The 18294-nt window shown below is 63.6% G+C and carries 21 protein-coding genes; 18 read left to right on the top strand and 3 right to left on the bottom strand.

Going from position 1 to position 18294, the window contains the following annotated elements:
• Positions 1–79 precede the first annotated feature (79 nt).
• Positions 80–781, bottom strand: coding sequence for a RadC family protein (radC, locus tag ACNHGR_RS07620; protein ID WP_184265614.1), 702 nt, complete (start codon positions 779–781; stop codon positions 80–82).
• Between the two features lie 126 nt (positions 782–907).
• Here radC and ACNHGR_RS07615 point away from each other — a divergent pair, with 126 nt between their 5' ends.
• The 4 genes from ACNHGR_RS07615 to ACNHGR_RS07600 all read left to right on the top strand — a co-directional run bounded on the left by ACNHGR_RS07615 (position 908) and on the right by ACNHGR_RS07600 (position 5330).
• Positions 908–4138 (top strand): intermembrane phospholipid transport protein YdbH family protein, encoded by a 3231-nt coding sequence (locus ACNHGR_RS07615; protein ID WP_475285139.1) that lies wholly within the window; start codon positions 908–910, stop codon positions 4136–4138.
• Positions 4135–4323, top strand: coding sequence for a YnbE family lipoprotein (locus ACNHGR_RS07610; protein WP_475285137.1), 189 nt, complete (start codon positions 4135–4137; stop codon positions 4321–4323). Before ACNHGR_RS07615 ends, ACNHGR_RS07610 begins: the two co-directional genes overlap by 4 nt.
• Positions 4320–4721, top strand: coding sequence for a YdbL family probable chaperone protein (locus ACNHGR_RS07605; protein ID WP_475285136.1), 402 nt, complete (start codon positions 4320–4322; stop codon positions 4719–4721). The genes ACNHGR_RS07610 and ACNHGR_RS07605 overlap by 4 nt, the downstream gene beginning before the upstream one ends.
• A 168-nt stretch (positions 4722–4889) precedes the next feature.
• Positions 4890–5330, top strand: coding sequence for a hypothetical protein (locus ACNHGR_RS07600; RefSeq protein WP_475285134.1), 441 nt, complete (start codon positions 4890–4892; stop codon positions 5328–5330).
• Between the two features lie 204 nt (positions 5331–5534).
• Here the strand turns inward: ACNHGR_RS07600 and ACNHGR_RS07595 are convergent, their stop codons facing one another.
• On the bottom strand, positions 5535–5840 hold the full coding sequence (locus ACNHGR_RS07595) for a metalloregulator ArsR/SmtB family transcription factor (RefSeq protein ID WP_475285132.1): 306 nt from the start codon (positions 5838–5840) through the stop codon (positions 5535–5537).
• Between the two features lie 193 nt (positions 5841–6033).
• Between ACNHGR_RS07595 and ACNHGR_RS07590 the strand changes: the two genes are divergently transcribed.
• From ACNHGR_RS07590 to ACNHGR_RS07570, 5 genes are all read left to right on the top strand, one after another.
• Entirely contained in the window at positions 6034–6357 is a 324-nt protein-coding gene (locus ACNHGR_RS07590) for an AtpZ/AtpI family protein (protein ID WP_311270820.1), read from the top strand.
• 48 nt (positions 6358–6405) lie between these two features.
• On the top strand, positions 6406–7191 hold the full coding sequence (locus ACNHGR_RS07585; RefSeq protein ID WP_311270819.1) for a F0F1 ATP synthase subunit A: 786 nt from the start codon (positions 6406–6408) through the stop codon (positions 7189–7191).
• A gap of 56 nt (positions 7192–7247) precedes the next feature.
• Positions 7248–7475: a F0F1 ATP synthase subunit C gene (locus ACNHGR_RS07580; protein ID WP_006961951.1), complete on the top strand. Its 228-nt coding sequence runs from the start codon at positions 7248–7250 to the stop codon at positions 7473–7475.
• 90 nt (positions 7476–7565) lie between these two features.
• Positions 7566–8060: a F0F1 ATP synthase subunit B family protein gene (locus ACNHGR_RS07575; RefSeq protein WP_475285128.1), complete on the top strand. Its 495-nt coding sequence runs from the start codon at positions 7566–7568 to the stop codon at positions 8058–8060.
• Complete coding sequence (locus tag ACNHGR_RS07570; protein ID WP_184265588.1) at positions 8053–8664, top strand: F0F1 ATP synthase subunit B family protein; 612 nt, start codon at positions 8053–8055, stop codon at positions 8662–8664. The genes ACNHGR_RS07575 and ACNHGR_RS07570 overlap by 8 nt, the downstream gene beginning before the upstream one ends.
• Positions 8665–8761: 97 nt before the next feature.
• Here the strand turns inward: ACNHGR_RS07570 and ACNHGR_RS07565 are convergent, their stop codons facing one another.
• Positions 8762–9814: an NAD(P)-dependent alcohol dehydrogenase gene (locus ACNHGR_RS07565; RefSeq protein WP_475285126.1), complete on the bottom strand. Its 1053-nt coding sequence runs from the start codon at positions 9812–9814 to the stop codon at positions 8762–8764.
• A gap of 140 nt (positions 9815–9954) precedes the next feature.
• Here ACNHGR_RS07565 and uvrC point away from each other — a divergent pair, with 140 nt between their 5' ends.
• The 9 genes from uvrC to ACNHGR_RS07520 all read left to right on the top strand — a co-directional run bounded on the left by uvrC (position 9955) and on the right by ACNHGR_RS07520 (position 18291).
• Entirely contained in the window at positions 9955–11868 is a 1914-nt protein-coding gene (gene uvrC / locus ACNHGR_RS07560) for an excinuclease ABC subunit UvrC (RefSeq protein WP_475285124.1), read from the top strand.
• 18 nt (positions 11869–11886) lie between these two features.
• Entirely contained in the window at positions 11887–12621 is a 735-nt protein-coding gene (gene recO, locus ACNHGR_RS07555; RefSeq protein WP_475285122.1) for a DNA repair protein RecO, read from the top strand.
• A gap of 91 nt (positions 12622–12712) precedes the next feature.
• Complete coding sequence (gene leuB / locus ACNHGR_RS07550) at positions 12713–13756, top strand: 3-isopropylmalate dehydrogenase (RefSeq protein WP_475285120.1); 1044 nt, start codon at positions 12713–12715, stop codon at positions 13754–13756.
• Positions 13757–13838: 82 nt separating this feature from the next.
• Positions 13839–14258: a hypothetical protein gene (locus tag ACNHGR_RS07545; RefSeq protein WP_475285118.1), complete on the top strand. Its 420-nt coding sequence runs from the start codon at positions 13839–13841 to the stop codon at positions 14256–14258.
• Between the two features lie 61 nt (positions 14259–14319).
• Positions 14320–15312 carry a threonine dehydratase gene (locus ACNHGR_RS07540; protein WP_475285117.1) on the top strand — a complete coding sequence of 331 codons (993 nt, stop codon included), beginning with the start codon at positions 14320–14322 and terminating at the stop codon, positions 15310–15312.
• Entirely contained in the window at positions 15309–16517 is a 1209-nt protein-coding gene (locus ACNHGR_RS07535; protein WP_475285115.1) for a trans-sulfuration enzyme family protein, read from the top strand. The genes ACNHGR_RS07540 and ACNHGR_RS07535 overlap by 4 nt, the downstream gene beginning before the upstream one ends.
• Positions 16518–16549: 32 nt before the next feature.
• Positions 16550–16948, top strand: coding sequence for a Co2+/Mg2+ efflux protein ApaG (gene apaG / locus ACNHGR_RS07530; RefSeq protein ID WP_184265564.1), 399 nt, complete (start codon positions 16550–16552; stop codon positions 16946–16948).
• On the top strand, positions 16945–17739 hold the full coding sequence (locus ACNHGR_RS07525) for a LysR family transcriptional regulator (RefSeq protein ID WP_475285113.1): 795 nt from the start codon (positions 16945–16947) through the stop codon (positions 17737–17739). Before apaG ends, ACNHGR_RS07525 begins: the two co-directional genes overlap by 4 nt.
• A 36-nt stretch (positions 17740–17775) precedes the next feature.
• The gene (locus tag ACNHGR_RS07520) at positions 17776–18291 is read left to right on the top strand and encodes a hypothetical protein (RefSeq protein ID WP_475285111.1); all 516 of its coding nucleotides are present in this window, start codon (positions 17776–17778) and stop codon (positions 18289–18291) included.
• Positions 18292–18294: the final 3 nt, after the last annotated feature.

The following is an 18294-nucleotide window of genomic DNA, read 5'->3' as shown; positions in this document are numbered from 1 at the left end:
GGTTTTCCGATAGGGATCGCCCGCACGTAACTAAATGTCATGATCTGCGGGAAATGTGCGAAGTTAAGCGGCGGTAATCCTACAACAGGCCCTGCGCCCGAAGGCTCGTGTGCCCACTAGCAGCCATGATGATATGGTCATGGACCGCGATGCCCAGCCTTTTGCCGGCCTCAACGATCTGCCGGGTGATGTCGATATCCTGTCGGCTGGGGGAGGGATCGCCCGACGGGTGGTTGTGCACCAGGATCAGCGCTGCCGATCCCAGGTCCATCGCCCGCTTGATCACTTCCCGCACATAGATGGCCGCCTGATCGATCGACCCGTCCCCCATATGATCGTCGCGGATCAGCATGTTACGACTGTTCAGGTGCAATACCCTGACCCGCTCGACACTCAGATACGCCATGTCGGCGCGCAGATAGTCGAGCAACGCCTGCCAGCTCGCTAGCACGGGCCGCGCCGCCACATCGTTGCGTAACATCCGCAGCGCGGTCGCCTGCACGATCTTGATCGCCGCGACGCTGGTGTCGCCCATGCCGGGCACCCGCGCGATCGCCGGCCAGTCGGCCGTCATCAGTCCGCCGATGCCGCCAAATTCCCGCAGCAACGCCTTGGCCAGCGGCTTGGTATCGCGCCGGGGAATGGCCAGCGCCAGTAGATATTCGATCAGTTCATGGTCGTGCAGCGCTTCGCCGCCGCTGTCGGCCAGCTTCTGCCGCAACCGGGCGCGATGGCCGGTGCCATCCTGCGGAACTTGTCCTTCCAGATCGGCCAATTGCATCCCCTTTGCCGCTGATAGTGACGCTATGCGTTGCGGAATCGACGGGCAAGGATATTTAGGAGGTCAGGGACGTTATGCTCCCGTTACGGACGGTGACGTCATATCAAGCCGGGGTTGGCCATAGGCATGGAAGAACAGGACGGCGAAGACACGGTTCGCCGGGCATGGCTGCGTTGGCTGGGCGTCGGCACGGGATCGCTCGCGCTGGTGCTCGTTGCGCTCTGGACGCAACGCGCGCCGATCGCGGAGAATTTCGTCAGCCGCGAACTCAACCGGCGCGGCGTGCAGGCCAATTATGATCTGGTCGATGTCGGTTTCCGTACCCAGCGGATCGAGAATATCGTCCTTGGCAATCCCGCCCGGCCGGATTTGACGGCGCGCTGGGTGGAGGTCGATATCGCCTTCGCCGGCCTGACGCCGCAGGTGGCGGCGGTGCGCGCAGGCGGCGTGCGCCTGCGCGGCAGCTATCATGACGGCATCCTGCGCCTCGGCGAACTGGACAAGTTCCGCGATCCTGATTCCACGGCGCCGTTCAGCCTTCCCGACATGCTCGTTTCCATCGCCGACGCCCGGCTGACGCTGGATACCGATGCCGGGCGGGTCGGCATGCAACTGGATGGCAACGGCAATCTGCAGTCCGGCTTCCGCGGCCGTCTGGCCGCCGCCATGCCGCGCGCCGCGCTGGCGGGTTGCGGCCTGACGCGCGCCACCGCGATGGTCAATATCGCCATGCAGCAGGGCCAGCCCGCTCTTGCCGGCCCGGTCCGTGCCGACGCGCTGGCCTGCCGCGACGCCGGCGCCGCGATCGCCCGGCCCGCGGCCGTCATCGACCTCAATCTCAGTCAGGCGCTTGATCGCTGGAAGGGTCATGTCGACCTGTCCGGTGAGGCGCTCAAGGGGAATGGCCTGGTCATGGCTGCCCCTACGGGCCGCATCGACTTCGAGGGCACGGCCGCCCGCACCGGCGGCAAATTGCGCATGGGCGCGAAGGCGCTGACGGCGCAGGGTGCCTTGTTGCGAGGCGCCGCTCTTTCGGGTGATTTCGTTCTGGGCGCGGAGGGCAACAGCCTCAAGGGCGAGCTTTCCGGCGATAATCTGCATATGGGCGGTCGCGATCCGCTCGCCAGCTTGCGCGCGGCCGGCACAGGCACACCGGTCGGCCCGCTCACCGTGCAACTGGCCGATGCCGTCAACCGGGCGGGGCAGGCCAATCACCTCCGCACCCGTTTCGCGTTGGTGCAAAAGCCATCCGGCGGCAGCGTCGTCGTCACCGACGCAGCGTTGGACGCCCGCAGCGGTGCGCGCATTGGCCTCGCCCCCGACAGCCTCGTCACACTCGGCTGGCCGGGGAAGAAGGGTGGCCTCGACTGGTCACTCGACGGTGCGCTCAAGACCGGCGGCGGAGGCCTGCCCAACGCCGCGTTGCGGCTGGCGCGGCGGCCCAGCGGCGGCTTCGGCGGCGAATTGTTCGTCGATCCCTATACGGCCGGCGACGCCCGCCTCAGCCTCGATCGGGTCCGCTTCACCGCCGACCCCAACGGTGCCACCCGCTTCTCCACCGCCGTCCGGCTCGACGGCCCGTTGCCCGACGGTCGCCTGCGTGGCCTCAGCCTCCCGGTCGAAGGCCGCATGGCCGCCAATGGCGCACTGGCGATTAACCCGTCCTGCGTGCCCGTCTCGCTGGTGGAGGCTCGCTACGGCGCCTTCGCCCTTGGCCAGACCCGCCAGACTTTGTGCCCGGTCGGTGGCGCCATGTTCGCGACCGGCCCCGGCGGCACCAGCGGCGGCGCGGAAATCCGTGACCTCGCTTTGTCCGGCCGCAATGGCGACAACCCCATGCGCCTTACCGCCGACCATGCTCGCATGGTCCTTGGCCGCACCGGCTTTGCCCTCGCCAACCCGGCACTCACCATCGGCCCGCAGGACGCGCCCGCCGTGCGCCTCGCCGCCGCCACGCTGGACGGTGCGGCGACGAAGGACGGCTTTGCCGGCAAGGTCGGCGGGGCAGGGGGCCGGATCGGCGCCGTGCCGCTCATCCTGGAGCAGGGCGCAGGCGACTGGAGCTTCGCGAAAGGCGCGCTCGCCTTCCGCGCTGCCGTCACCGTGCGCGACTCGCAATCGCCGGCCCGATTCGTGCCCTTGCTTTCGCCAGACTTTGCGCTGGCGATGAAGGATGGCCGCATCACCGCCAGCGGATCGCTCACCGCGCCGCGCGGCGGGGCGCTGGTCGCCCGCACCGCCATCGTCCACGACCTGTCGAGCGCGAAGGGTCATGCCGACCTGACCGTCCCGGACCTCAATTTCGGTCCCGGCCTCCAGCCCGAAGACATCACCCCGATCGCGCTCGGCGTCGTCGCCAATGTGCAGGCGAAGGTGACGGGGCAGGGCCGGATCGACTGGACCGGCGCCAATGTCACCAGCAGCGGCAGCTTCCGCACCGACAACGCCAATCTCGCCGCTGCCTTCGGTCCAGTCGAGGGGCTGAGCGGCGAAATCCACTTCACCGACCTGATCGGCATGGTCACGGCACCGGGACAGGAAGTGCGCATTGCAAAGGTCAATCCCGGTGTCGAGGTGCAGGACGGCGTCGTGCGCTATCATCTGGAGGCCGGGCAGAAGGTCCGTATCGAGGGCGGCGGTTGGCCCTTCTCCGGCGGCAAGCTGGACCTGCTCCCCACGACGATGAATTTCGGTGAAGACGTGGATCGCTACCTCACCTTCCGCGTCATCGGACTGGATGCGGGCGCCTTCATTCAGGCGATGGAACTGGACAATGTCTCCGCCACCGGCACGTTCGACGGCATCATGCCCCTGATCTTCAATGCCAAGGGCGGCCGGGTCGCGGGCGGCGTGCTGGTCGCGCGGCAACAGGGGATGCCCCCGCTCATCATGCCTGAAGGCGTGCTGCCCACCATCCCCTGCGATCCCACGCGCCAGTCCGGCGTCCTCTCCTATGTCGGCCCGGTGTCGAACGAGCAGGTTGGCGTCATGGGCAAGATGGCCTTCGACGCGCTCAAGGATCTGCAATATAAATGCCTGACGATCCTGATGGACGGCGCGCTGGACGGCGAAATGGTCACCAATGTCGTCTTCAATGGCGTGAACCGGGGCAAGCTGGGCGACGCGCCATCGGGCATCACCCGCAACTTCATCGGTCTGCCCTTCATCTTCAACGTGCGGATATCCGCGCCTTTCCGTGGCCTGATGGGCACGGCTCAATCAATGATCGATCCGTCGCAACTGATCCAGAACAGCATCGGCGATCAGGTGCAGGGGGAAATGCGCACGGGCGCGCAACAAAATCTTGCGGTTCAGCCTGTGGAAAGCGAGAAGGTGCGAAACGGGGAGCCGAAATGAAGACACGATCGATCATGATGGCGGGTTTCGCCGGGCTGGCCCTCACCGGCTGCATCCAGGTGAAGGCCCCGGACAAGCCCATCGAAATCAACCTGAACGTCAAGGTCCAGCAGGAAGTGGTTGTGAAGCTGCAACGCGACGCGCAGGATCTTATCCAGAATAATCCGGAGTTGTTCCCGCAATGACACGCAAATTGCTCATGTTCGCCGCCGGCGCCGCAGTTGCGCTGGCCAGCGGTCTCCTCATGTCCGCCCCTGCACGCGCCCAGTCCGGCGCCGTGGCCGCCGCCATGTCGGCCGGCACAGTCGGTGAGCAGGCCGACGGCTATCTTGGTATCGCCGGGACGGTCGGCGCCGATGTCCGTTCCGAAGTGGAAGCGATCAACATCAAGCGCCGCGCCGCCTACACCCAGTTGGCTGGCCAGCGCGGCGTGACGGTACAGGATGTCGCCGCCGCCACCGGCTGCCAGACGCTCAGCAGCCGTGTGAAACAGGGCCAGGTCTACCGCATCGGCGCCGGCGCCTGGCAGACCAAGGGCGCAGGGGCGATCGCGCTGCCGGGCTATTGCGCGACGGCTGGTTGATCGCAGCGAGATAGAGAATGAAGGAAGGCGCGGTGGCCCGGCAACCGCGCCTTTTTGTTATTTGGTAGCGACGGTCGCGTAATGTCTTAGGGCGACCAGTTTCGGACATAAAAGGAGATTTGCGGCCTCCCCGATTGCGGACATTCCTATCAGGTGCATATTGCCAATATGACTTCTGCCCGCCTAAATCTGATAGCCATGCTTGAACGGGTTGCTGACGGTGGTGACGTTACCGCATGTGAACTCGATAGAGTGATACCCGACCCGCTAGTCCTTGATGCGCGAGAGAAGGCTGCATGGGAAGAACTAAGTCATTGGGCTGATGACGATGATATCCGTGCCAAGGATGCCCAATATGCTGCGTCCAAGCGCGAATGGATGCGAGGCCACTTATCAACATTGCGGGATATCGACTGGCATCCACATCCACCGTCATCGCGTAAGCGGATTAAGGTAGGCATATGGCTTGCTCTGTTTCTGGTTATTGGAGCGAGCTACCAACTCGGTTGGGGCATTTTCGATGGATATGACAAGCAGGTATCCATTGCTCTCCTGCTTATCGGACTTTGGATAATGCTGCCCATGCTCGGATCACTCAAACGACACTGAGTTTTTGTTCACGCTCGCTGAGCGTTTATGTCGGTAAAATATCGCACACTGCCCAGCACCGGACTGCCCGCTAATCACCCAACGTTGCCACTCACCCCAACGTCATCCCGGCCTTGAGCCGGGATCCTGCTTCTTTTTCGGGGGATAAGAAGCGGGATGCCGGGTCAGGCCCGGCATGACGAAGAAGGCACACACTCCATCCCCTCAATCCCGTCCCCGCCGCTTCGGTCGCGCCTCCACGATCCGCTGCGCTTCCCCGCAATAAGGCGCGAGAAACCCATATAACTGCCCCGTCAACGCCTCCACCACCAGCGTATAAAGCACATATTGCCCGCGCTTCTGCTCCCGCACCACGCCGGCCGCTTTCAGCACCGCCAGATGCTTGGAAATGGACGGCATCGCCATCTCGAAATTGTCGGCAATCTCGCCCACGGTCATCGGCTCGACCGCCAGATATTCCAGGATGCGGCGGCGCGGTTCGGATGCCAGCGCCTTGAAGATCTTATCCATTCCTATTTAGCTAAATAGGAAATTACACCAGCGCAACCTCGTTTACCCCTGTTGTCCGAAAGGCCGATTTTCTTGGCTTTTGTCAGGGTTGACACTCCGCCCAACCCTTCCTAGAGGGGCCTCGCCTTGACGGGTGCAGCCGCAAGCGCCATGCCGAACGCCACGGGCTGACAAAGCCTGATGGAGACGATGTATGGCAGCGGACACACCCGGACAGGACCAGGCGGGCGAGGACTCGCGGATCGCTTCTCTTGAGGAGCGGATCGCGCAGGCCGAGCATGTCGAGAAGGTCAGGCAGGGCGCCACGGAACAGGCTGCGGACGATGGGTCGCGGTTGGGGAACCGGGTGCTGGCGGAACTGATCGGCGGTCTTGTCGGTGGTGCGTTGATCGGCTGGGTTCTTGACCGGCTGTTCAACACGACACCCTGGCTCCTGCTGGTTTTCCTCGGTCTTGGGATCGTGGCGGCCTTCAGGAACATCATCAGATTGACGACGACGAAGCCGCCCGAGCAATAAGGCAGCCTCGCTCCTAGTCCGAAGACATTAAGCGTTACAGGGGTCAACGTGGCAGAATCCGGCAAAATCGATCCGATGCACCAGTTCGCTATCGAACCCCTGTTCGGTACGGATCACTGGTCGCTGGGCGGCTTCAACATCGCCTTCACCAACAGCGCGCTCTATATGGTGCTCGCCGCTGTGGTGCTCTGGATCTTCGTGATCGGCGGCATGAAGCGTGAACTGGTCCCCGGTCGCTGGCAGATGGCGGTCGAATATATGACCGGCTTCATCAAGAACTTGCTGATCGCCAATATCGGCGACAAGGGCCGGAAGTATATCCCTTACGTCTTCTCGCTCTTCATGTTCATCCTGCTGGCGAACCTTCTCGGTCTGCTGCCGCTGGGCCTGATCGGGATGCATCCCTTCACCTTCACCAGCCACTTCACCGCAACCGGCGTGCTGGCGATCATGAGCTTTTCGATCGTGCTGATCGTTGGCTTCTGGAAGCATGGTTTCCACTTCTTCTCGCTGTTCGTGCCGCATGGCACGCCGATCGCGATGGTGGTGCCGCTCTTCTTCATCGAACTCGTGTCCTTCATGGTACGTCCGTTCAGCCTGGGCCTGCGACTCTTCGTCGCGATGACCGCTGGCCACGTGCTGCTGAAGGTTCTGGCGGGTTTCGTCATCAACAGCGCCAACGCCTCGCCGGCGCTGGGTCTGACCGTCGGCACTGCCAGCTTCATCCTGATGATCGGCATCAGCGCGCTGGAAATGCTGGTCGCGGTCATCCAGGCCTATGTGTTCGCGCTGCTGACTTCGGTCTATCTGAACGATGCCGAGAACCTGCACTAAGTTTTTACCTGAGAATTTCCTCAACTTTTATCTGATCTGACAAGGGAGTTTACGACATGGACGCAGAAGCCGCAAAGCTGCTCGGTGCTGGCCTGGCCGCAATCGGTGCGGGCATCGCTGCCCTCGGTGTGGGCAACGTGTTCAGCGCATTCCTGGAAGGCGCGCTGCGCAATCCGGGCGCTGCCGACGGCCAGCAGGGTCGTTTGTTCATCGGTTTCGCCGCGGCGGAACTTCTGGGTCTGCTGGCGTTCGTTATCGCCATGATCCTGGTGTTCGTGGCCTAATCACGAAATTTAGGAGCGGGCAGGGCGGCGTCTTGCCGATATCCTGCCCGCTTCCCTTATTGACCGCCCTCTGATCGGACGGACCGTAAAATGCCTCAAATCGCGCAAATTGCCGAAACCTACTCCAGTCAGATCTTCTGGTTGCTGTTGACCTTCGGCCTCGTCTTCTTCGTCATCGGCCTTGGCATGGTGCCCAAGGTGCAGGGCACGGCGGATGCGCGCGACGCGAAGATCAGCGGTGATCTGGACGCGGCCAAGGCCGCCTTCGCCCGCGCTGACGAAGCGGAAGCGGATTACCGCACCCGCGACGCCGCCAGCCGTGCCGCTGCACAGGCGACGCTGGCCAAGGCCAAGAGCGAAGCCGCCAAGGCTTCCGAAGTGCGTCTCGCCGCTGCCGATGCAGAGGTCGCGACGAAGATCGCCGCCGCCGAAGCCCGTATCAAGGGTGCCAGCGACGCCGCGATGGCAGAAATCGAAACCGTCGCCGCCGATGCGGCGCGCGACATGGTGGCTCGCATTTCCGGCGTGGACGCGTCGGACGACGCAGCCCGCAACGCAGTAAAGGCAGCACTGGCCCATGGCTGAGGCAGCATCCCATAGTGCAGCGGAGGTTCCGCACTTGAACCAGGCAATTCACAGCGAAGGCATGGAACCGGTCGGCACCGTCGCGCACGAAGGCGTCGAACCCCATACCGATCCCAAGGCGGTCGGCATGGACGCGACGGCTTGGGTCAGCCTGGCGATGGCCGCGTTCATCGTCATCCTGCTGGTCAAGAAGGTGCCCGCCCTGATCGGCGGCGCGCTGGACGGCCGGATCGCCCAGATCAAGGCGCAACTCGCCGAAGCGTCGAAGCTGCGCGCCGAAGCCGAAGCGCTCAAGGGCGAATATGAAGCCAAGCTGGCCGCCGCGGCAGGTGAAGCCGACGCCATGCGCAAGGCGGCCGAGCATGAAGCCGAAGGGCTGATCGCCGACGCCAAGGTCCATGCCGAAGATCTGGTCGCCCGTCGTCAGAAGATGGCGGAAGACAAGATCGGCGCCGCCGAACGCGCCGCCATCGCAGGCATCCGCGCCAAGGCGGTGAACGCAGCGACCGCCGCTGCCGCCACCCTGATCGCCCAGGGCCATGATGCCAAGGCCGATAAGGCGCTGGTCGACAGCGCGATTTCGGGCCTCGGCACGATCAACTGATCGGATCGAACGACTGAACAAAAAGGGCCGGTGCGCACGTCGCACCGGCCCTTTTTGTTTATCCTCCCCAAGCAGACTTGGGGAGGATGACCTTGCCTCACCCCGCCAGCGTGGCGTTGTCGATCACGAAACGATATTTCACGTCGCTCTTCTGCATCCGCGCATAGGCCGTCTCGATCTCCTGGATCGCGATCGTCTCGATCTCCGCGACGATGCCCTTCTCGGCGCAGAAATCGAGCATCTCCTGCGTCTCCGCGATGCCACCGATCAGCGATCCGGCGATAGACCGGCGCTTGAAGATCAGCGCGGCGACATTGGGCGAGGGGTGCGCATGTTCCGGCACGCCGACCAGCGTCATCGTCCCGTCCCGCTTCAGCAGCGCGGTAAAGGCGTCGAGGTCGTGGCTCGCCGCCACCGTATTCAGGATGAAGTCGAAACTGGCCGCATGGGCCGCCATCTCGTCCGCATTGCGCGACACGATGACCTCGTCCGCACCCAGCGCCAGCGCGTCCTGCCGCTTGCTCTCGGATGTCGTGAACGCCACCACATGCGCGCCGAGTGCATGGGCCAGCTTCACGCCCATATGGCCAAGACCACCGATGCCGACGATGCCGACCTTCTTGCCAGGCCCGGCCTGCCAGTGGCGCAGCGGCGACCAGGTGGTGATGCCCGCGCACAGCAGCGGCGCGACAGCCGCCAGTTGTTCGGCCGCATGGCTGATCTTCAGGACGAAATCATCCTTGACGACGATGCTCTGCGAATAGCCGCCCAGCGTGTGACCGGGTGCATCTTCGGTCGCGCCATTATAGGTGCCGACAAAGCCGGTTTCGCAATATTGCTCTAGCCCCTCATCGCAGGAGGCGCAGCTCTGGCAACTGTCGACCATACAGCCGACGCCGACCGTGTCGCCGACCTTGAACTTGCTCACATGGTCGCCGATGGCGGTGACATGGCCGACGATTTCATGGCCGGGCACGCATGGATAGTGCGTCCCATCCCATTCGGAACGAACCTGATGCAGGTCTGAATGGCAGACGCCGCAATAGGCGATGGCGATCTGTACATCATGCGCGCCGACGGTGCGACGTTCTATGTCGATGGCTTCCAACGGCTTGTCGGCCGCATAAGCGCCATAGGCTTTTACGCTCATTGGGTGGTCCCTTTGATGCTGGCGGGTCGTGGATTATGGAGAGCCGCATCTTTCTGTACGGTACGGTATAGATAGGGTGAAAACCGCGCCGATCAACCCCGACCATTGCGAAAGATAGCGCGTACGCTATCTCTGCCCCCATGTCCGGCCCCCAATCTCCCGATCGTTTCAACGAAGACAAGGCAAGTTTCACCATAACCGGCAGCCAGCCGGATATCGACACCGGCGTGGAAGCGATCCGCATGGTACTGAAGACCCTGCCGATCCGTCCCGGCGTCTATCGCATGCATGATGCGCGCGGCGATGTGCTTTATGTGGGGAAGGCGCGCGCGCTCAAGAACCGGGTTGCCAACTATACCCAGGTCGATCGCCTGCCCAGACGGTTGCAGCGCATGGTCGCCCAGACCCGCAGCATGACGATCGTCACCACCAACAGCGAAGCCGAAGCGCTGTTGCTGGAAGCGCAACTTATCAAGCGTTACCGTCCGCCTTACAATGTCCTGCTGCGCGACGACAAAAGCTTTCCCTTCATCCTGCTGCGCGACGATCATGCCTTCCCTCGCGTCCAGAAGCATCGCGGCGCGCGCAAATATAAGGGTCGTTATTATGGACCCTTTGCCAGCGCGGGATCGGTGACGCGCACCATCAACGCGCTGCAAAAACTGTTCCTGCTGCGCTCCTGCACCGACAGTTTCTTTGCCAACCGCTCTCGTCCCTGCCTGCTCTATCAAATCAAGCGCTGCTCGGCCCCCTGCGTCGATCGGATCGACACGGACGGCTATGCCGAACTGGTCAAGGACGCGCAGGATTTCCTGGGCGGCAAGTCCACCGCCGTGCAGAAGAAGCTGGGCGCTGCGATGGAACAGGCGGCGGAATCGCTCGACTTCGAGCAGGCGGCCGTGCTGCGTGATCGATTGAAGGCGCTGACCTTCATTCAGGGATCGCAGGCCATTAATGCCGAAGGGCTGGGCGACGCCGATATTTTCGCGCTGGCGGAAAAGGGGGGGGCGATGTGCATCCAGGCCTTCTTCATTCGGGGCGGCCAGAATTGGGGCCATCGCAGCTTCTTCCCGGTCCACACCGCCGACGTCGCGACGGAGGAGGTGCTGGAAAGCTTCATGGCGCAATTTTACGAGGAAGTGCCGCCGCCGCGCCTCATCCTCACCGATCGCGAACCGGCCGAATGTGAGTTGATGGCACTGGCTCTGGCCGAGCGGGCCGGGGGCAAGGTCCGCATCGAAGTGCCCCAGCGCGGCGACCGCACCCGCCTTATCAAGCAGGCACAGCGCAACGCGGTGGAAGCACTGGATCGTCGCCTGGCCGAAACCACCAGCCAGGGCCGGATCATGGACGACATGGTCGAGGCGTTCGGGCTGGAGGGCGTGCCGGACCGCATCGAAATATACGACAACAGCCATATTCAGGGCGCGCATGCTTTGGGCGCAATGGTCGTCGCCGGGCCGGAGGGCTTCCGCAAGAACGCCTATCGCAAGTTCAACATGAAAGACCCGGCGATCAGCAATGACGATTTCGCGATGATGCGCGAAATGTTCGAGCGCCGCTTCGGTCGCGCCCAGAAGGAAGATCCCGATCGCGATAGCGGCGAATGGCCAGATCTCGTCCTGATCGACGGCGGCAAGGGCCAGCTATCGGCGGCCCGTGCGATGCTGGAGGAAATGGGCATAGAGGATGTGACCATGATCGGCGTCGCCAAGGGGCCGCATCATGGCCGTGAGGGGCGGGAGGTCTTTCACCTGATGGATGGCCGCGAAATCACCTTCCCGCTCAATCATCCCGTCCTCTTCTATTTGCAGAGGCTTCGCGACGAAGCCCACCGTTTCGCCATTGGCGCCCACCGCGCCAAGCGCAGCAAGGCGATCACCGTCAGTTCGCTGGATGAAGTCCCCGGCATCGGTCCCGCTCGCAAGAAGGCGCTGCTGATGCATTTCGGCACGGCACGGGCGGTGCGAGACGCCGCGCTGGACGACCTGCAACGCGCTCCCGGCGTATCAAAGGCCGTGGCCCAGCAGGTCTATGATTATTTCCACGGATGATGGGGCGCGAAGAAAAGCATGCCCCACCTCACCACCTTTGCCATCATATGCGCCGTGCGGCATCATGGCGAGCATGGGGCGATTGCACGGCTGCTGACGCCCGATGATGGTCTGCTGCCCGGCTATGTCCGGGGTGGCCGGTCGCGAGCGCTGCGGCCTGTGCTGTTGCCGGGCAATGTGGTGAAGGCTGAATTGCGGGCCAGGACCGAGGATCAGCTTGCCGGCCTGACCGTCGAACTCGTCCAAAGCCGCGCCCCGCTTCATGCCGAGCCGCTGCCCGCCGCCGCGATCGACTGGACCTGCGCGCTGACGGCTGCGGCCCTGCCCGAAGGGACGCCCTATCCGGCGCTGCATCAGGCACTCTCCGGCCTGCTCGACGCGGTCGAGGCAGCGCCCGCGGCGCGGGGCTGGGCGGTGGCGCTGGTGCGCTATGAATTGCTGCTGCTCGCCGAACTGGGCTTCGGCCTTGATCTCACGCGCTGCGCAGCGATGGGCGATGTCGATGACCTGGCCTATGTCAGCCCGCGTAGCGCGGCTGCCGTCAGCCGCGTTGCGGCGGTCGGCTATGAAAACCGCCTGCTGCCGCTGCCGCGCTTTCTGCTGGAAGGGGGCATGGGGGATTGGGGCCAGATCCTCGACGGCTTGCGCCTGACCGGCTTCTTCCTCGAACGTTCGGTGCTGACGGATCGCCGTGCCGATGTGCTGGCGGCGCGGGAGCGACTGGTCGAACGGCTCAAAAGAGCGGTTGCCTGAGCGGGTAGCATCTGCAAAGGCGAGCGCCGACAATCTGCCCCATTATTGCACGCACTGGGGCCGCACGCATATTTTGTGAGGAAGCACGCTTATGTTGATCGCCCTGTTCCCCGGAGACGGCATCGGTCCGGAAATCGTAGCACAGGCAAAGCGCGTACTCGATGCACTGGCGATCGACGGCCTGACCTATGAGGAGGGTCTGGTCGGCGGTGCGGCCTACAAGGCTGTCGGCCATCCGCTGCCGCCTGAAACGCTGGACACTGCAAAGCGTGCCGACGCTATCCTGTTCGGCGCGGTTGGAGATCCCGACTGCGACTCGCTGGAACGCCATCTGCGCCCCGAACAGGCGATCCTGGGCCTGCGCAAGGAACTGGGCCTCTTCTCCAACCTGCGCCCGGCCAAGGTCTTCCCGGAACTGGCGCATGAAAGCGCATTGAAGCCCGAAGTCGCCGGCTCGATCGACCTGCTGATCGTCCGTGAAACCAATGGCGACGTCTATTTCGGCGAAAAGGGCTTCCGGACCACCAACGACGGCCTGCGCGAAGGCTATGACATCATGTCCTATAACGAAGCCGAGGTGCGGCGCATCGCTCATGCCGGTTTCCAGGCGGCGCGCGCCCGGCGCGGCAAGCTCTGCTCGGTGGACAAGGCCAATGTGCTGGAAACCAGCCAGCTCTGGCGGGACGTGGTGATCGAGGTGTCGGCGGACTATCCCGATGTGGCGCTCAGCCACATGTATGTGGACAATGCCGCGATGCAGCTGGTCCGCAACCCCGGCCAGTTCGACGTCATCGTCACCGGCAACCTGTTCGGTGACATCCTGTCGGATCAGGCGAGCATGTGCGTGGGGTCGATCGGCATGCTGGCATCGGCCACGCTGAACGGCAGCGGGCAGGGCCTTTATGAGCCGATCCACGGTTCCGCCCCCGATATTGCCGGGCAGGGTAAAGCCAATCCGCTGGCCACCATCCTGTCCGCCGCGATGATGCTGCGCTACTCGCTCAACCTGCCCGAACAGGCCGATCGGATCGAAACGGCAGTGGCAAAGGCGCTGGCCAATGGCGCACGCTCGCCCGATCTGGGCGGCACGATGAACACGGTGGAAATGGGCGACGCCGTTCTGGCGATGCTCTGACTTTCGGTTCGTCGCATAAGGGACGGATAGATTTAAGTTTTGCGTCCCCGATCCGATCTAATCGGAAAATGGGGACGCAAAAATGCATATCGAATTGACGCAGGGCCATGATGACCTGCGCCGGATGATGCGGGATTTCGCGCATCTGATGCTGTCGGCGACGGTCGACGACATGTCGGAAGTGGCGCGTCGTCGTACGCGTTTTTCGCAACTCTACCGCGACCATATGGGGCAGGAAGATGCGATGGTGACGGCGCTGCGGCGTCGGCCGCTGACGCCAGAGGCGGACAGGATATTGCGCGATCATAGCCGCGCCATGGTCGCTCTGTTCCTGCGCTACAGCGATCATATCAAATATTGGACACCGGGCCAGATCGGGCAGGATTGGCCGGGCTATCGCCAGGCCGTTCTCGCGCTCCAAAATGGCCTGTATGAACGCATGGAGTGGGAGGAAGCGCATCTCCACCCCCTCTTTACCGGTCCGACCTTGCGAGCGGCCTGAACGGTCCAATTTCCCGCTATCGGTCCTGTCCTGTTCCATGCCCGGCGGATAAGGGGGGACTATGACCGATTTCTCGCTTACCTCGCTTCGCGCCGCCGCCGCCATGGTTCATGCTCAGGTGCCGCCAACCCCGCAATATGCCTGGCCGCTGCTCGGTCGGCGATCGGGCTGCGACCTGTGGGTGAAGCATGAAAATCACACGCCCACGGGGGCCTTCAAGGTGCGTGGGGCAATCACCTATATCGACTGGCTCCGTCGCACGCATCCGGACGTCACCGGCATCATCACCGCGACGCGCGGCAATCATGGTCAGGCGCAGGTGCGCGCTGCCACCGCCGCTGGCCTGTCCGCCACCATCATCGTTCCCCATGGCAATGCGCTGGAAAAAAATGCCGCGATGCGCGCTTTCGGCGCCAACCTCATCGAACATGGCCATGATTTCGACAGTGCGAAGGCGGAAGCGATCCGCATGGCGGAGGAACTGGGGCTGTTCATGGTCCCCGCCTATCATGACGAACTGGTGCGCGGCGTTGCCAGCTATGGGCTGGAACTGTTCGACGCGGTGCCGGACCTCGATACGGTCTATGTCCCGGTCGGCTGCGGATCGGGCCTGTGCGGCACGATCGCGGCGCGCGATGCGCTGGGCCTCAAGACCAGGGTCGTCGGCGTCGTATCCGCCCATGTCGATGCGGCCAAACGCAGCTTCGAGGCAGGCCGGCTGATCGCTTCGCCCACCGCGCATACTTTTGCCGATGGCGTGGCGGTCTGCACCCCGGTGCAGGCGGCACTCGATTATTTCGGTCCCCGCGCCGACCGCTTCGTTGGTGTCACTGACGATGAGGTTGCGGAGGCGATCCGCATATACTGGCAGGACACGCATAATCTGGCTGAGGGTGCCGGCGCGGTGGCCCTGGCAGCGCTTCTTCAGGAAAAGGCGCGAATGCAGGGCAAGAAGGTTGCGGTTATCCTCTCGGGCGGTAATGGCGATATGAGCCAGATGGCCGAGATATTGGGCGGCGCAACGCCGCGGGTAGAATTGCGGAAGGCGATATGAAGCGGAAAAGCGGTCAGAACCCGGAGATCACGAAGAACTGGAAGCCGGCGACGCTGGCCATTCGCGGCGGCACGGCCCGCAGCGAATATGGCGAAACGTCCGAAGCGCTCTTCCTGACCAGCGGCTACAGTTATGATCGGGCCGAGGATGCCGCCGCGCGCTTCGCCGGCGAGCAGCAGGGCATGACCTATAGCCGCCTGCAAAACCCGACCGTGGAGATGCTGGAACAGCGCATCGCCCTGCTGGAAGGTGCCGAGGCTTGCCGCGCCACCGCCAGCGGCATGGCTGCGATGACGGCTGCTCTTCTCTGCCAACTGTCGGCTGGCGATCATGTCGTCGGTGCCAAGGCGGCCTTCGGTTCCTGCCGCTGGCTGACGGACACGCTACTGCCGCGCTTCGGCATCGAAACGACGACCATCGACGGCAGCGACACTGCCGCCTGGGAAGCGGCCGTTCGTCCGAATACGAAGGTCTTCTTCTTCGAAACCCCGGCCAACCCGACGATGGATATCGTCGATCTGGCGGCCGTCTGCGCGATTGCGAAGGCGCACGGCATCACCACGGTGGTCGACAATGCCTTCGCGTCGCCAGCCCTCCAGCGGCCGATGGAGTTTGGCGCGGACGTCGTCGCCTATAGCGCGACCAAGATGATGGACGGGCAGGGACGTGTGCTCGCTGGCGCCATTTGCGGCACGCGCGACTGGATCGACAATGTCCTGTTGCCCTTCCACCGCAACACCGGCCCGACGCTTAGTGCCTTCAACGCATGGGTGGTGCTCAAGGGATTGGAAACGCTGGACCTGCGCATCCACCGGCAGAGCGAAAATGCGCTGAAGGTCGCGAAATTCCTCGAAGGGCGCGTGGCCAAGGTCAACTATCCGGGTCTGGAAAGCCATCCCCAGCATGCGCTGGCGATGCAGCAGATGGCCGCGGCAGGCCCGATCTTCTCGCTCTATGTCGGCGGTGGTCGGGCGGAGGCGCATGGCCTGCTCAACGGCCTCGAACTGGTGGACATCAGCAACAATATCGGCGATTCGCGCTCGCTCATGACCCATCCGGCATCCACCACCCATTATGGCATGGCGGAAGCGGCGCGGCTGGAGGTCGGCATTACCGAAGACATGCTGCGCCTCAATGTCGGTCTGGAAGATGCCGATGATGTCATCGCCGATCTCGATCAGGCTTTGCGCGCGATAGGGCGTTGACGAAAGAGGGGGTTAGGGCGCATTTCTGAGACGTGAACGCGCTCTTCCCCTTCCATGCGACCACGCGGGATATCACCGTCCATGTCGCCGTCACCTTCCTGCCCGAACAGTCGGAGCCGGACCGGGGCCGCTGGTTCTGGGCCTATCATATCCGCATCGAAAATCAGGGCGACCAGCCGGTACAGCTCCTGACCCGCCACTGGATCATCACCGACGGGCGCGGCGCGCAGCATATGGTGGATGGCGACGGCGTGGTGGGTGAGCAGCCGGTGGTACAGCCGGGGAAAAGCTATGACTATGTATCGGGTTGCCCTCTCAACACGCCGACCGGCTCGATGAAGGGCAGCTATCGTATGATCGGCGTCGGCGGCGAAACTTTCGATGTCGCCATTCCTCACTTCGCCCTGATCGCACCGGCGGTGGCCGAATGAAGCGGACCCATTTGCCCCTGAACGGTCTGCGCGTTCTGGATGCGGCTGCGCGGCATCTGTCCTTCACTCGGGCAGCGGACGAACTGGCGGTGACGCCGGCCGCCGTGGGGCAACAGATTCGCGCGCTGGAGGACATGCTCGGCGTCGTCCTGTTCCGCCGCACGCCCAAGGGGCTGGAACTGACCCCGGAAACCGAGGCAGGCCTCGACGCGCTGCGCGCAGGCTTCCTGGAGTTCGAGGAAGCGGTGCGCGCCATGCAGGCGGGCCAGTCCAGCAACGCGCTCACCATTGCCGCCCCTCGGGACATCACCGCCAAATGGCTCCAGCCGCGTCTGGCCGCTTATGCCGCCAGCCAGACCGATCTGACCTTCCAACTGATTTCGGCGGACGAGGCACTCGATTTCACCGAAGCCAATCTGGATATCGCCCTGCGCCTGAGCGACGGTGCCGGCGAACATGAGGGCATCAAGATCGGCGAAGCCGCTTATGTCACGGTTGAAGCGGCATCGGGCGGTCCGGATCATCGCATCGACTGGCCCGGCTGCCCATCGGGCGACAAGCCGGCGATCATCCGCGTGGCCGATGGCGGTCTGGCGATCGAGGCGGCGGCGAACGGCTTTGGCCGCGCCCGCGTGCCGATGCTGCTGGCGCAGGCCGACCTGGCATCGGGGCGCGTGCGACAGGTGGGCGATACCGTCCCGACGCTGTTGGCCTATTGGCTGATCGCGCCGCTGCCGCAATGGCGGCAGAAGAAGGTCAAGGCGCTGGTGGAAGCGCTGACAAGCGCATGAGCTAATGGCGGGCGGTCGCGGCAAGCGGGGGGTGCGATGCAATATCCGATGATGGTGGCGCTGACGGCTTTGTTCGTGGCAGGTTGCTCCGGCACAGAGCGTGATAATGCGGCTGGTCCGGTCAGGGAGGAGGTGGCCGCTAACGTGGCGCCTGCTGTCCAGCCTGCCGCCAACGCCGTGAATGCCGCCACCTCTACCGGGAAGGATGATGCGATCGAAACGGACGCATCGACCGGTCGCGACCCGGAAAGTCCGATTTACGGCGATTGCTATTTGAAGATCGACGGCAAGGTCTATCTCGATATCAGGAAGACATGCCCGATGTTCCCGCTGGGCGATGGGAAGGGTGGCCTGATCCTCAATTCCGATGGTGAAAACGAAGTGAAGACCTATTTCGCCTATCTGACGCCCAATGGCGATGGCACGGCAGGCGCGACATGGAATGAGGAGCCGGGCATTACCCATGCCCAGGCGTTATTGTCGGAAAATCTGAAGCGGGAAGGGGCCTGCTGGTCTGATGCGCGCGTGAAGATCTGCGCCACCAGACGCTGAACG

This window comes from Sphingobium sp. RS1, from assembly GCF_056156825.1.
Note: the sequence above shows the minus strand (reverse complement) of the source record. Positions and strands in the feature narration are given on the sequence as shown.

Coding starts and splice junctions, on each gene's coding strand:
- ACNHGR_RS07565 (WP_475285126.1), bottom strand. CDS start 9,814: ATGAGCGTAAAAGCCTATGGCGCTTATGCGGCCGACAAGCCGTTGGAA.
- recO (WP_475285122.1), top strand. CDS start 11,887: ATGCCCCACCTCACCACCTTTGCCATCATATGCGCCGTGCGGCATCAT.
- ACNHGR_RS07525 (WP_475285113.1), top strand. CDS start 16,945: ATGAAGCGGACCCATTTGCCCCTGAACGGTCTGCGCGTTCTGGATGCG.
- ACNHGR_RS07615 (WP_475285139.1), top strand. CDS start 908: ATGGAAGAACAGGACGGCGAAGACACGGTTCGCCGGGCATGGCTGCGT.
- ACNHGR_RS07575 (WP_475285128.1), top strand. CDS start 7,566: ATGCCTCAAATCGCGCAAATTGCCGAAACCTACTCCAGTCAGATCTTC.
- ACNHGR_RS07590 (WP_311270820.1), top strand. CDS start 6,034: ATGGCAGCGGACACACCCGGACAGGACCAGGCGGGCGAGGACTCGCGG.
- ACNHGR_RS07540 (WP_475285117.1), top strand. CDS start 14,320: ATGACCGATTTCTCGCTTACCTCGCTTCGCGCCGCCGCCGCCATGGTT.
- ACNHGR_RS07600 (WP_475285134.1), top strand. CDS start 4,890: ATGACTTCTGCCCGCCTAAATCTGATAGCCATGCTTGAACGGGTTGCT.
- uvrC (WP_475285124.1), top strand. CDS start 9,955: ATGTCCGGCCCCCAATCTCCCGATCGTTTCAACGAAGACAAGGCAAGT.
- ACNHGR_RS07520 (WP_475285111.1), top strand. CDS start 17,776: ATGCAATATCCGATGATGGTGGCGCTGACGGCTTTGTTCGTGGCAGGT.
- leuB (WP_475285120.1), top strand. CDS start 12,713: ATGTTGATCGCCCTGTTCCCCGGAGACGGCATCGGTCCGGAAATCGTA.
- ACNHGR_RS07595 (WP_475285132.1), bottom strand. CDS start 5,840: ATGGATAAGATCTTCAAGGCGCTGGCATCCGAACCGCGCCGCCGCATC.
- ACNHGR_RS07535 (WP_475285115.1), top strand. CDS start 15,309: ATGAAGCGGAAAAGCGGTCAGAACCCGGAGATCACGAAGAACTGGAAG.
- ACNHGR_RS07610 (WP_475285137.1), top strand. CDS start 4,135: ATGAAGACACGATCGATCATGATGGCGGGTTTCGCCGGGCTGGCCCTC.
- ACNHGR_RS07605 (WP_475285136.1), top strand. CDS start 4,320: ATGACACGCAAATTGCTCATGTTCGCCGCCGGCGCCGCAGTTGCGCTG.
- radC (WP_184265614.1), bottom strand. CDS start 781: ATGCAATTGGCCGATCTGGAAGGACAAGTTCCGCAGGATGGCACCGGC.
- ACNHGR_RS07580 (WP_006961951.1), top strand. CDS start 7,248: ATGGACGCAGAAGCCGCAAAGCTGCTCGGTGCTGGCCTGGCCGCAATC.
- ACNHGR_RS07570 (WP_184265588.1), top strand. CDS start 8,053: ATGGCTGAGGCAGCATCCCATAGTGCAGCGGAGGTTCCGCACTTGAAC.
- ACNHGR_RS07545 (WP_475285118.1), top strand. CDS start 13,839: ATGCATATCGAATTGACGCAGGGCCATGATGACCTGCGCCGGATGATG.